We start from the raw sequence: 12,812 nt of genomic DNA on the forward strand, positions 1-12,812 counted from the left end.
CTTCGGGCACCCCGTCCGGACCAGCCGCGGCGGCCTCCCTATACTCCCGGTCGTGAACCGGGAACGCTGGACTTCCTTTCCCGCCTCGACCCCCGAAGAGCTCGCGCTCCTCGACGCGATCAGCGGGACCTCCGCCCACCGCAACGTGACGGTCGTCGGAGCGGACGGGCGCGGGCGTCCGCTCGCCGCGGTCTTCTCGATCGGCGTCGAGGCTCCCTTCGACGGAAAAGCGGACGTCGGCGTGAAGCTCCTCTTCGAAAGGACGGGCCCCGGCCCCGAAGACCGCTTCGTCATGGACCCGTGGGAGCTCCTCGACCAGTTCCTCCGCGAAGCCGTGGCGGACGCGGAGGCGCGGCGAAAGCTCTCTGCCGCACCGTGAGCCCCCGCTCGCGGCAGGTCCTCCTGCCCGCCCCGGCTCCTCCGTCGGACCCGCTCGAGCTCTTCCACCCTGCCGTCGCGTCCTGGTTCCGCGAGGCGTTCCCCGACGGCCCGACTGCGGCCCAGCGCGGGGCCTGGCCCCCGATCGAGGCGGGCGAGAACGTCCTCCTCGTCTCACCGACCGGCACCGGCAAGACGCTCGCTGCGTTTCTCGTCGGGCTGGATGCGATCCTCCGCCGCCGCCTCGCGGGCGACGGCGCCCCGCGCCTCGCTACGCTCTACGTCTCGCCGCTCAAGGCGCTCGACAACGACGTCCATCGCAACCTCGAGCGGCCACGCGCCGGGATCGCAGCTCATCTCGGCGCCGACCGCGTGCCGATCACGACCGCCGTGAGGACGGGCGACACCCCGTCGCGCGAGCGGGCGAGCCAGCTGAAGGCGCCGCCCGACGTCCTCATCACGACCCCCGAGTCGCTCTACCTGATGCTGACGGGGTCGGGCCGCCGTGCCCTCGAGGGGGTCTCGACGGTGATCCTCGACGAGGTCCACTCCGTCGCTGGGACGAAGCGCGGCAGCCACCTTTCCCTCTCGCTCGAGCGGCTCGAGGAGCTCGTCGCGCGCGCGGGGGGCGCCTCGCCGCAGCGGATCGCGCTCTCGGCCACCGTCGCGCCGGTCGATGTCGTCGCCTCCTTCGCCGCCGGGACGGGGCGCGCCATGCGCCCGGTGGTCGTCGCGGCGAGAAAAGCGCTGGACCTGACCGTCACTTCCCCGGCGAGCGACTTCCGTTCGCTCCCCGACGGCTCGGCGTGGGGGCCGGCCGTCGAGACGGTCGTGAACGAGGTCGCCGCGCGGAGGACGACGCTCGTCTTCTGCAACAACCGGCGGCTCGCCGAGAAGGTGGCCCGCAAGCTCTCCGACGCGACCGGCACCGACGTCCCGACGCACCACGGCTCCGTCTCGCGCCCGATGCGCGAGAAGATCGAGGCGGCCCTCAAGTCGGGCACCCTCCCGGTCCTCGTCGCGACCGGCTCCCTCGAGCTCGGCATCGACGTCGGGCACGTCGACTCGGTCGTCCTCCTCGAGAGCCCGAAGGGGATCGCCCGCGGGCTCCAGCGGGTGGGGCGCTCCGGGCACCTCGTCGGCGAGACGGCGCGCGGCCTCTTCGTTCCCCTCTACCTCGACGACCTCTTCGAGAGCGCGGCGACGGCCGAGGCGATGCGCGAGGGTGCCGTCGAGGAAACGCGCCCGCCCGACTTCCCGCTCGACGTCCTCGCGCAGCAGCTCGTCGCCGAGACCGTGGCGCGTGAGGCCGACGGCCTCGCCGTCACCGCCGCCGAGCTCTTCGCGCTCGCGCGGAAGGCCTTTCCCTACCGCGCCCTGCCCCGCTCGCTCTTCCTCGAAACCCTCGCGATGCTCTCGGGAAAATACCCGCGGGAGCGCTTCGCCGCGCTCGCCCCGAAGCTCGTCTGGGACCGCGCGACGGACCGCGTCACGCCGCTCCCCGGCGCGCGTCTCGCCGCGCTTCTCGACGGCGGGACGATCGGCGACCGCGGCTCCTTCCGCGCCGTCCTGCCCGACCGCAAGACCGCCGTCGGCGAGCTGGACGAGGAGTTCGTCCACGAGACGAAGGAGGGCGACGTCTTCCTCCTCGGCTCGCGGGCCTGGCGCGCCCTCGAGATCGGCCACAGCACCGTCGTCGTCGAGGAGGCGCACGGCCAGCCGGCGCCGCGGATGCCGTTCTGGAGGGGCGAGGGACTGGGCCGGACCGGCATCCTCGGCGAGCGGATCGGCAGGCTGAAGCGTTTCGTCGCCGAACGGCTCGACGACCCCGGGCTCAATGACCTCCTCGCCGCGCGCTACGCGACGACACCGGACGCCGCAGCCGCGATCGTCGGCTCGGTCCGGCGGGAGGTGACCGAGTCCGGCGGCCTCGCCTCCGACCGCACCGTCGTCTTCGAGACCTTCCCGAACGACCTGGGCGACCCGTGCATCGTCGTCCGCTCTCTCCTGGGGCGGGGCGTGAACCTCCCCTGGTCCCTCGTCCTCTCGGCGGTCCTGCGGGAAGAGACCGGCGTCGACGTCGAGACCGTCGCTTCCGACGACGGCATCCTCCTTCGGACGCCCGGTGCCGAGCGGGAGGTGCCTCTCGAGCGGCTCTCGCGCATCGGTCCGGACGAGGCCCGGGAGCGGCTCCTCGCGCAGCTCCCGAACTCGCCGATGTTCGGGGCCCGCTTCCGCGAGAACGCGCAGCGCGCACTCCTCCTGCCGCGCCTCCGGAGCGGGCGCCGAACCCCGTTCTGGCTCCAGCGGATCAAGGCGCGCGACCTCCTCCAGACGACCCGCTCCCTTCCCGACTTTCCCGTCGTTGCGGAGACCTACCGCGACTGCCTGCGCGACCTCTGGGAGATGGACCGGCTCCTCGACCTCCTCGCGCGGATGGAGAAGGGCGAGGTCGAGCGGGTCCTCGAGCGGCGGCGCGCGCCCTCGCCGGCCGCGGCGTCACTCCTCTTCAAGTTCGTCGCGGTCTACATGTACGAGTGGGACGCTCCCCGCGCCGAGCGGGACCTCCACGCCGTCGCCGCGAACCGCGCCCTTCTCGGCGAGGTCCTCGGTGAGAACCTCGACGACGGGCTCCGGCCCGAGGCTGCCGAAGCGGCCCGTGCCGACGCGACGCGCCTGACGCCGCGGCGGATGGCCCGGACGGCCGAGGAGCTCCTTCTCGCTATAATGGAAAATCAAGACCTGACCCCACGGGAGGTCCTCGAGCGGTCGGTCGGGGACGGGGCCGCGTGGATCGCCCGGCTCGAGGGACGGGGGTCGGTGGCGCGGGTGCGGGTCGCGGGCGAGGAGCGGCTCGTCGCGGCGGAGGAGCGCGGACTCTGGGCGGCGCTCGCGGCGGGGACGCTGCCTCGGGAAGAGCGGGACCGGCTCGTCCTCGGGTACGTCGGGACGCGCGGGCCGGCAACGGCGGCGGAGGTCGCGGCGCGCTACGGCCTGGGCGAGGAGGACGTCCTCGACTCGCTCGAGCGGCTGCGCCTCGAGGCGCTCGTCGTCGCGGGGCGGCTCGGCGGGGCCGCGGGTGCGCGGCGCTTCGCCGGGGCGCGCCTCGCGGAGGCGATCCGGCGGAAGACGCTCTCGATCCTGCGCGGCGAGATCCGGCCGGTGCCGGCTTCGGTGCGCCGCGCGTTCGTCGCCCGCCGGCAGGGGGCCGTGTCGGGGGCGCGGTTCGCGGGCCCGGACGCGGCCGAGCGTGCCGTCGGCCTGATGCGGGGCCTGGCGCTGCCGGCCGCCGCGTGGGAGGCGTCGGTTCTCCCGGCGCGTCTCGCCGAACCGGAACCCGACGCCCTCGACGTCCTCTCGGCGCGCGGCCTCCTCGTCTGGCGCCTCGACGGGGAGAGGGAGCTGCGCTCCTCGCGGATGAGCCTCTTCTTCCGCGGCGAGGGACGGTTCGTCCTGTCCGACGCGCCGCCGCCGGTCGAGGCGCTCTCACCGGAGGCCCGTGGCCTCCACGAATCGCTCGCCCTCGGTGGGGCGTCATTTCTCTCCGACCTCGCAGGGCCGCTCGGACAGCGCCCCGAGGCGCTCGTTCCGCCGCTGCGCGAGCTCCTCCTCGCCGGCCTCGTCACCGGGGACGGCTTCCACGGCCTCCGCGAGCTCCTCCGCGCGAAACGGGCCGCGCCCATGGCCCCGGCTCCGGCCACCGCGGCGCCCCTCGGTCGTCCCCCGTCGCGGCCCGCGCTGCGCGCCGCCGAGGCGCGCGTCGCATCGCGCCTCGGTATCGGCGGACGGACGTCGGCGGCGGCCTCGCACGTCCTCTCGGGCCGCTGGTCCCTCCTCTCGGCGCCGTCGGTCCTCGGTCCCGAGCTCGCACCCGGCGAGCGCGCCGAGGCCTGGGCCCGACTTCTCCTCGCCCGCTGGGGCGTCGTCTCGCGCGCCGTCGTCGAGGCGGCCGAGAGTGCGGTTCGATGGAGCGAGGTGGCACCGGCCTTCGCCCGGATGGAGCTGCGGGGCGACCTCCGGCGGGGCGAGTTCGTCGAGGGAGACGGGCCTCTCCAGTACGCCGAGCCCGACGTCGTCGAGGAGCTGCGCCGGATGCGCGAGGCGCCCGACGACGGAGACCCGGCCGACGGCCTCGCCGCCCTCGCCGCCTCCGACCCCGCCCTCCTCGGCCTCGACACGCCCCGCGACGGGTACTCCGTTCTTCGCAACGGTGCGCCCGTCCTGGTGCTCCCGGGTTCGGGAGAGCTCGACCTCGGCGCGTCGCCGGCTTCCGACCGCGTCCTGCGGGCGGGGCTGGCCGAGCTGCAGGCGCTCCTGCTCCGCGCGCGCGACCCTCTCGGCCGGCCGCGCCGACTCGTCGTCGAGTCGATCTCTTCCGCCGGCTCGTCGCGCCCCGCTGCCGGCTCTCCCCTCGCGCCGCTTCTCGAGGGGCTCGGCTTCACGCGGGACGGAACGTCGTACGCCTGGCGGGCGCTGTAGCCGAAGGCAGAACGGGCGGGCCCAAAGGCCCGCCCGCGCGTTCGGGAAGCTGTGCCCGCCCCCCCCCCTGGGGTCCGGGGGGTGCAAGGAAACGCACCCCCCGGCGAGCGGAACCCTACAGCGCGAGCTTCGGCGCCGCGTCGAAGCGGGCCGCGACGACCGACCAGTCGATCGCCTTGAAGAACGCCTCGATGTAGTCGGCGCGCTTGAGGCCGTAGTCGAGCATGAAGGCGTGCTCGAAGACGTCCATGATCATCAGGAGCGTGCCGCCGGCCGGGTGGCCGCCGTCGTGCTCGCCGATCCACATGTTCATCAGCTGGCCGGAGGCCGGGTCCTGGTAGAGGGTCGTCCAGCCGATGCCGCGCATCGCGCCGACGGCCCGGAAGTGGCGCTCCCACCCATCGAGGGAGCCGAAGTCGGCCGCGAGCTTCTTTCCGAGCGCCGAGTTCGGGTCGAGGGGGACGCCGCCGCCCTTCATGTTCCCGAAGTAGTACTCGTGGAGGCGCATGCCGTTCCACTCCCAGCCGAAGCGGCGCTTGAGCTCCGCGAACGCGGGGGATCCCTGCTTGCCGTCGACGAGGAGGATGGCGAGCTCCTCGTTCAGCTTGTTCGTGTTCGCGACGTAGCCCTGGTAGAGGGTGAAGTGGTTCTTCAGGAGGGCATCCGAGAAGCCCGGGGTGCCGAGCAGATGGTCGTAGCTCTTCGCCGTGTAAGCCATGGTGGTCGTCCTTTCTCGAGCGAGGTCTGGCCGGATCGCCGTCGATTCTACGTCGCAACTCCCGGCGTGGACGTCGGGGCGCCGCCCACCGGCCCCGAAGGGCTCAGCCGCCCAGCTCCGGCGCGAAGGCGCGGTCCCTCCGCGCGAGGCGCGCGAGGAGAAGGGCGTCCGTGCGCGTGCGTGGCCCGGGGCGCCCGGCGAGGCCCGAGAGGGCGTCGATCGCCGCGGCGTGCTCCCGGATCCTCCGCTCGGCGTAGTCGCGCGCCGAGCCGTTCTCCACGAGGAAGGGCCAGTCGGACGCTTCGAGGAGGAGGAGCTGCCGGATCGCCGCCGGGCCGAGGCGCGGGTCGCGGCCGGCGATCCCCCTGCAGAGCTCCGTGGCTCGCTCCAGGGTCCGCCAGTACTCCTCCGTCTCGGGGTTGTCCCAGACGCTGAAGTCGCCGTCCCGCCCCCACGAACCCGCGGGGAGCGCAATACCCGGGGCCTCGACCCGGGCCTCGGACACCGCCTCCCACGCCGTGGCCGCCCGAACGGGCCCGCCCCGGCGCGCGAGCTCGCGGAAGACGGCGGCGAGGAAGTCGACCCCCTCGAACCACCAGTGCCCGAAGAGCTCGAAGTCGAACATGGCGACGACGACGCGGGCGGAAGGTTCGGCCGCGGCCGACTCCTCGAGAAGGTCGCAGAAGTGGATCGCGTGCGCGGCGACCCTCTCCGCCGTCGTCACCGGATCGTAGAGCTCCTTGCCGTCGAGGGGCCCGCGGGCGTCTGTCACGGACCAGTATCGAAGCCCCCCGCGCGCCGCCTTCCGGTGAAACTCGAGGTACGCCGGGTCCCCCGGATAACCGACCTCTCCCGACCAGACCTGCTCCGAGCTGCGCGGGTCGCGCGCCAGGACGGCCACGCGCCCGGCGTCCGTCCGAACCCGGTGAACGGCGTACGGCGTCCGCCCCGTCGGCGTCGCTTCGCCCGCGCTCCACCTTTCGCCACCGCTGCCGCCGTACGCGGGCCTGCCGAAGCGTCCTGCGACGAGGTGCGTTTCGACGAACGTGTACTTCACGTCCCGCGCCGCCAGGAGAGAAAGAACGTCCCGCCGCGCGACGCGCCGGCCGAAGCCGGGCGTCACGAGTGTTCCCGCGGGCCGGGTGGCGCACTCGGGCAGCCAGAGGCCGCGCGCAGGGCGGCCGAAGTGCCTTCGGTGCGCTGCCAGGCCGACGTCGAGCTGGCGTTCGGCCGCCGTGTCGGACGGGAGGAGCGGGAGAAGACCGTGGGTGGCGGCGCAGGCGATCGGCTCGACCTTCCCTTCGTCGGCCAGCCGGACGAACGGGGCGACGAGGTCACCGTCGAGGGCGTCGAAGAGCGCCAGGGCTTCCTCGTAGTGTGCCCGCCACGCCCGGGCGAGCGGCTCGGCCTCGTGCCCGGCACGGGCGAACTCCCGCGCATCCCTCCCCGCCGCCGCGAGGCGGTGCCGGACGTAGCGGCGGAACCCGCGCGCGAAACGCGCGTCGCGCAGCTGCTCGCAGAGGATCGGCGTCAGGCCGACGGTCGCCTTCCAGGGGACGCCGTCCGCGTCGAGCGCGCGGGCTGCCGCCACGAAGGGAAGGTAAGTCTCGGCCGCCGCCTCGTGGAGCCAGTCCGCCCCGTGCGGCCAGACGCCGTGCCCGAGGACGGCGGGAATGTGGCCGTGGAGGACGAGGACGAACGAGACGGGCGGCATGCGCCTCCTGGGACCTGCCGGGAAGGCCCGGGGTCTCCCCCGGGCCCTTCCCTTCAGACGACGGTTCCGGGCCGGAGAATGCCGTTCTTGGCGACGATGAGGATCCCGTCCCTGAGGAACCAGCCGTCTCCGTCGTGGTCGGGACGCGAGGCGTCTCCGCGAAGGACGCACCCCGCGCCGATTCGGGCGTTCTTGTCGATGATGGCCCGCTCGATGACGCAGTCGGCCCCGATCCCGACCGGGGGCAGCCCCTTCGCGAGGGCGGCGATGCGGCCGTCCTCCTCCTCGATGTCGTCGGCGCCCATCACGATCGAGTCGACGATGCGGCACCCCTTCTCGATCCGGGCCCGAAGGCCTATGACGCTCCTGACGACCTCCGCCCCGAAGATCCTCACGCCGTCGGCGAGTCGGCAGTGGTCGAAGCGGACGTCGACGAGTGACGAGGCCGGGAGGAAGCGGGGCCTCGTGTAGATCGGCGCGTCGGGGTGGTAGAAGTGGAACGGGGGGTCGTCCTCGGTCAGGGCGAGGTTCGCCTCGTAGAAGCTCCGGATCGTCCCGATGTCGCGCCAGTAGCCGCGGAACGGGAACGCCTGGACCTTCTCGGATTCGATCATTCCCGGGAGGATGTCCCTCCCGAAGTCCATGTTGGCGGGGTTGGCGAGCGCGTCGCGGAGCGTCTCCATCCGGAAGACGTAGACCCCCATGCTCGCGAGGTACTGCCCGGGCTGCAGCCCCCATCGGTCGCGCAGCTCCTTGGAGGGCGCGAGCGGGGCGAGCTCCTCGTCGGTCCTCGGCTTCTCGCGAAACGCGCGGATCTGGCCGTCCGCCGCCGTCAGGAGGACGCCGAAACCCGCGCAGTCTTCCTTCGGCACGGGGAGGACCCCGACGGTGATGTCGGCGCTCGACTGGATGTGCGCGTCGAACATCTCGCGGTAGTCCATCCGGTAGAGATGGTCTCCCGCCAGCACGAGGACGTGGTCGTAGTCCCGGTTCCCGAGCCGCCGCATGTGCTTTCGCACCGCGTCCGCGGTCCCCTCGAACCACTCCCCCCCCTCCTCGGTCTGCTGCGCGGCGATCACCTCGACGCCCCCCCGCGCGAAGCTGTCGAACCGGTAGGTGAGGGAGATGTGGTTGTTCAGCGAGGCGGAGTTGAACTGCGTCAGGACCGCGATGTCCCGAAAGCCGGAGTTGATCGCGTTCGAGAGCGGCACGTCGATGAGCCGGTGCTTCCCGCCGAGCGGGACGGCCGGCTTGGCCCGGTCGCGGGTGAGGGGGTAGAGACGCTTTCCCTGGCCTCCGCCGAGAATGACGGTGTGGACGCGGCGCTGCGGCACTTCTCGCATGATTGATGGAATTCTAGGCGGGTTTCCATCGTGTCCGGACGCGTCGGTTTCCTGTAAAGTCCTACCGAAATGCCCTGACGGCCTCCCACAGGAGAGACACATTCGCAAGCGTGGCACCCTCGGCTTCCGTTCTCTCGGCGTGGGCACTGCCATCGTTCTCGCCGCCGCCGTGTCGGCCTGCTCGTCTGCCCCGCCCGCCTCCTCCGCGACCGCAGGACCCGGGGCACCGGCGACGGCAGCGGCCCGTGACGTCGAAGCCCGCGACGCTCACGCCCCGAAGCTCCTCGAAGACTGGCGCGACGCCGTCCTCTATTTCGTCGTTCTCGATCGCTTCGCCGACGGCGACCCATCGGGCAACGTCGGCGTGGACGTCTCGAAGAAGGGGCACTTCCACGGCGGCGACGCGAAGGGGCTGACGGCCCGGCTCGACGAGATCGCGTCCCTCGGCGTGAACGCCCTCTGGATCACGCCCATCGTGAGGAACACGCCGGGCTTCGTCACCGGGGCAGGTTTCCCCGACTGGGCCTACCACGGCTACTGGGCCGACGACTTCCTCTCCCTCGATCCGCGTTTCGGAAATGAAAACGACTTCATCGCCCTCGTGGCCGCCTGTCACGCGCGCGGCATCCGCGTCCTTCTCGACGTCGTCTACAACCACGCCGGGTACGAGTCGAAGTACACGAAGGACCCGAAGACCCGCGGGTGGTTCCGGACGAACGAGAAGGGGGACTGCGGCGCGGACGACGTCACGTCGTGCGTCGCCGGCCTCCCCGACTTCAGGACCGAGGACCCCGAGGTCGCGAAGTACCTCCTCGACGCCCAGATCGCCTGGGCGAAGCGCCTCGGCGTCGACGGCTTCCGCCTCGACACCGTCAAGCACGTCGCCCACGACTTCTGGACCGAGCACCGGAAACGGACGCGCGACGAGGTCGGGAAGGACTTCTTCCTCCTCGGCGAGGTCTGGGGGGGCGACCCGCAGGTCCTCGACCCCTGGTTCGAGCGCGACGAGATGGACGCGGGGTTCGACTTCGCCTTCCAGGGGAACGCCCTCGCGTTCGTCGAGGGGCGCGGACGGGCGGTCGCCTTCGACCGTTACCTGAAGTCGCGCGAGAAGGTCCGTCCCGGCTACCACCTGTCGCACTTCCTCTCCTCGCACGACGTACCCGGCGGGCTCTTCCAGCTCGGCGGGAACGTGGAGCTCTTCCGGCTCGCCGCGGTCCTCCAGATGACGACGGCCGGGATCCCCACGATCTACTACGGCGAGGAGGTCGCCCGCGCCGGCGGCGACTGGCCCGACAACCGGAGCGACATGCCGTGGGGAGAGAAAGACGTCCTTCCGGGCAAGGGCCTGCCCCGGAACGAGGCGCTCCGGGCCGACTACGTGAAGCTCGTGGCGATTCGAAAGGTCCAGCCCGCCCTCCGGCGCGGGACCCACGAGGGGCTCTTCACGACGGGCGACGGCTACGCGTTCCTCCGCCGGGACGCCGCGTCGAAGAGCGCCGTCGCCGTCGCCGTCAATCGCGGCGCCGAACCCGTCACCATCACCTTTCCCGCCCCCGCGGAGTGGGGCGGACGGACGCCCAGGGATCTTTTCGGCGCCCTCGCCGTTTCGCTCTCGGAAGGCGCTGTCTCTCTCACCCTTCCGCCCCGGAGCGCCGCCATCCTGGCGCCCGGCACCTGACCGAGGAGGCTCCTGCATGGCTCAAGTCGTCTTCAAGGAGATCGCCAAGCGCTACGGCGACGTCTCCGTCATCGAGGGCCTGAACCTCGAGATCAAGGACCACGAGTTCATGGTCCTCGTCGGGCCGTCGGGCTGCGGCAAGTCGACGGCCCTGCGCATGATCGCGGGGCTCGAGGAGATCTCCGACGGCACCATCGCCATCGGCGACCGCGTCGTGAACGACGTGGCCCCGAAGGACCGCGACATCGCCATGGTCTTCCAGAGCTACGCGCTCTACCCGCACATGACGATCCGGGAGAACCTCGAGTTCGGCCTGAAGATCCGCAAGACGCCCAAGGCCGAGATGGACAAGCTCGTGAACGAGGCCGCCGAGATGCTCGGCATCACGCAGCTCCTCGACCGCAAGCCGAAGCAGCTCTCGGGCGGCCAGCGGCAGCGGGTCGCGGTCGGCCGGGCCATCACGCGAAAGCCCGCCGTCTTCCTCTTCGACGAGCCGCTCTCGAACCTCGACGCCAAGCTCCGCGTCCAGATGCGCGCCGAGATCAGCAAGCTCCAGAACCGCCTGAAGACGACGACGGTCTACGTCACGCACGACCAGGTGGAAGCGATGACGATGGGCCACCGCATCGCCATCATGAAGGACGGCAAGCTCCAGCAGGTGGGAACCCCGCTCGAGGTCTACGAGCAGCCCGCGAACCTCTTCGTCGCCGCCTTCATCGGCACGCCGCCGATGAACTTCGTCAAGGCGACGCTCGAAGGCGGCGGCACCACGCTGAAGACCCCGTCGTTCTCCCTCCCGGTGGCCCAGTCGTACCGGGCCCTGACCGCCGGGAAGGACGGGAAGTCGCTCGTCGTGGGGATCCGCGCCGAGAACCTGAGCGACGGCAGCCGTCCCGTCCGCGGCGAGAGCGCCCGGATCCCGGCGACCGTAGAGGTCGTCGAGCCGCTCGGCCACGAGGTCCTCGTCTACGCCCGGATCGGCGGCGACGACCTCATCGTCGCCAAGGTCGACCCTCACAGGGCCCCGGCAATGGACCAGAAGATCGAGCTCGTCGTCGAGCTCGAGTCCCTCCACCTCTTCGACGCCGCGACGGAACGCCGTCTGACGGCCTGAAACGACCGGAGGCACACGCCATGAAGATCTCCCGCCTCGCGCTCCCTCTCCTCGCCGCCGCCCTCGCGGCCCCGGCTCTCGCCCAGAAGGAGGTCGTCGTCTGGCACGCCTACCGTGCCGAGGAGAAGGCCGCCCTGGAGAAGGTCGTCGCCGCCTACAACGCGGCGAACGCGGCCAAGGGCGTCAAGGTGACGACGCTCGCCGTCCCGTACGACGCCTTCGCCGACAAGATCACCGCGGCCGTACCGCGCGGCAAGGGTCCCGACATCTTCATCTACGCCCAGGACCGCCTCGGCGGCTGGATCGAGGCCGGCAAGACCGTCGAGCCGATCGACTTCTTCCTCGACAAGGCGACGATCGCGCGGTTCATCCCGACGACGATGGAGGCGATGACCTACCGGGGCACCGTCTACGGCCTCCCGCTGAACTACAAGGTCATCACCCTCATCTACAACAAGAAGCTCCTCCCGACCCCGCCGAAGACCTCGAAGGAGCTCGTCGCGATGGCGAAGAAGCTCACCGACGCCAGGTCGGGCCGCTTCGGCCTCGCCTACTCCTACTCCGACTTCTACTACCACGCGGCCCTCCAGAACGCGTTCGGCGGCCGCGTTTTCGACCCGGGCCCGAAGCCCGTCCTCAACGCCCCGCAGAACGTGAAGGCGCTCGAGCTCCTGATGCGCTGGTTCACGGTGGACGGGATCCTCCCCGCCGAGCCGTCGACGGCCCTCATCACCTCCCTCTTCAACGGCGGCAAGGCCGCGATGGTCTTCTCCGGCCCCTGGTTCCTCGGCGAGATCGCGAAGGAGATCGACTACGGCCTCGCGCCCCTCCCGACGATCGACGAGGCGGGCGGAAAGCCGATGCGCCCCTGGATGACGGTCGAGGGCGTCTACATCGCCGCCCCCTCGAAGAACAAGGACGCCGCGTACGACTTCGTGAAGCACCTCACCGACACGCCGCAGGCGAAGGTGATGGCCGTCGAGGGGCGGCAGACGCCCGCGAACCAGGCGGTCTACGCCGACGCGGCCGTCTCGGGGGACAAGATCCTCTCCGCATTCCGCAAGCAGGTCGAGGTCGCCGTCCCGATGCCGAACCTCCCCGAGATGACGATGGTCTGGTCCCCGGCGACGACGGCGATGAACACGATCGTCAAGAAGTCGGCGACCCCGAAGGCGGCGATGGACCAGGCGCAGCAGGCGGTGTTGAAGGACGTCGCCGCCCTGAGGAAGAAGTAACGTGAGCCAGCGGCCGGACGAGAACCGAAGGGAGCCCTCTCACCGGCTCCGGTTCGGGGCCGGCCTCCTCGTCGGCACGCTCCTCGTCGCCGCGGTCGGCCACCGGCTCCTGACCAACTCGCTCGGCGAGACGGCCCGCTTCGGCGAGGA

The 12,812-nt window shown here is 71.7% G+C and carries 8 protein-coding genes; 5 read left to right on the plus strand and 3 right to left on the minus strand.

Annotated elements, in window-relative coordinates:
* The first annotated feature begins 52 nt into the window (after positions 1 to 52).
* Together IPN03_22260 and IPN03_22265 are read left to right on the plus strand one after the other, a co-directional pair.
* Entirely contained in the window at positions 53 to 379 is a 327-nt protein-coding gene (locus IPN03_22260) for a hypothetical protein (GenBank protein MBK9376367.1), read from the plus strand.
* Positions 376 to 4,857 (plus strand): DEAD/DEAH box helicase, encoded by a 4,482-nt coding sequence (locus IPN03_22265; protein MBK9376368.1) that lies wholly within the window; start codon positions 376 to 378, stop codon positions 4,855 to 4,857. Before IPN03_22260 ends, IPN03_22265 begins: the two co-directional genes overlap by 4 nt.
* 115 nt (positions 4,858 to 4,972) lie before the next feature.
* Here the strand turns inward: IPN03_22265 and IPN03_22270 are convergent, their stop codons facing one another.
* From IPN03_22270 to IPN03_22280, 3 genes are all read right to left on the minus strand, one after another.
* Positions 4,973 to 5,575, minus strand: coding sequence for a superoxide dismutase (locus IPN03_22270; GenBank protein ID MBK9376369.1), 603 nt, complete (start codon positions 5,573 to 5,575; stop codon positions 4,973 to 4,975).
* Positions 5,576 to 5,678: 103 nt separating this feature from the next.
* Positions 5,679 to 7,289, minus strand: a complete 1,611-nt coding sequence (locus IPN03_22275; protein MBK9376370.1) for a DUF1957 domain-containing protein — start codon at positions 7,287 to 7,289, stop codon at positions 5,679 to 5,681.
* A gap of 53 nt (positions 7,290 to 7,342) precedes the next feature.
* On the minus strand, positions 7,343 to 8,632 hold the full coding sequence (locus IPN03_22280) for an NTP transferase domain-containing protein (GenBank protein ID MBK9376371.1): 1,290 nt from the start codon (positions 8,630 to 8,632) through the stop codon (positions 7,343 to 7,345).
* Here IPN03_22280 and IPN03_22285 point away from each other — a divergent pair.
* From IPN03_22285 to IPN03_22295, 3 genes are read left to right on the plus strand one after another with little or no spacing between them, the layout of a single operon-like run.
* The gene (locus IPN03_22285) at positions 8,631 to 10,313 is read left to right on the plus strand and encodes an alpha-glucosidase C-terminal domain-containing protein (protein ID MBK9376372.1); all 1,683 of its coding nucleotides are present in this window, start codon (positions 8,631 to 8,633) and stop codon (positions 10,311 to 10,313) included. The two genes, IPN03_22280 and IPN03_22285, sit on opposite strands and share 2 nt — an antisense overlap.
* Positions 10,314 to 10,329: 16 nt before the next feature.
* Positions 10,330 to 11,427 carry a sn-glycerol-3-phosphate ABC transporter ATP-binding protein UgpC gene (ugpC, locus tag IPN03_22290; GenBank protein MBK9376373.1) on the plus strand — a complete coding sequence of 366 codons (1,098 nt, stop codon included), beginning with the start codon at positions 10,330 to 10,332 and terminating at the stop codon, positions 11,425 to 11,427.
* 20 nt (positions 11,428 to 11,447) lie between these two features.
* The gene (locus IPN03_22295; GenBank protein MBK9376374.1) at positions 11,448 to 12,662 is read left to right on the plus strand and encodes an extracellular solute-binding protein; all 1,215 of its coding nucleotides are present in this window, start codon (positions 11,448 to 11,450) and stop codon (positions 12,660 to 12,662) included.
* Positions 12,663 to 12,812 lie beyond the last annotated feature (150 nt).

Source organism: Holophagales bacterium, assembly GCA_016719485.1.
Lineage (GTDB): Bacteria > Acidobacteriota > Thermoanaerobaculia > UBA5066 > UBA5066 > UBA5066.

Coding starts and splice junctions, on each gene's coding strand:
- IPN03_22270 (MBK9376369.1), bottom strand. CDS start 5,575: ATGGCTTACACGGCGAAGAGCTACGACCATCTGCTCGGCACCCCGGGC.
- IPN03_22275 (MBK9376370.1), bottom strand. CDS start 7,289: ATGCCGCCCGTCTCGTTCGTCCTCGTCCTCCACGGCCACATTCCCGCC.
- IPN03_22285 (MBK9376372.1), top strand. CDS start 8,631: ATGATTGATGGAATTCTAGGCGGGTTTCCATCGTGTCCGGACGCGTCG.
- IPN03_22280 (MBK9376371.1), bottom strand. CDS start 8,632: ATGCGAGAAGTGCCGCAGCGCCGCGTCCACACCGTCATTCTCGGCGGA.
- ugpC (MBK9376373.1), top strand. CDS start 10,330: ATGGCTCAAGTCGTCTTCAAGGAGATCGCCAAGCGCTACGGCGACGTC.
- IPN03_22295 (MBK9376374.1), top strand. CDS start 11,448: ATGAAGATCTCCCGCCTCGCGCTCCCTCTCCTCGCCGCCGCCCTCGCG.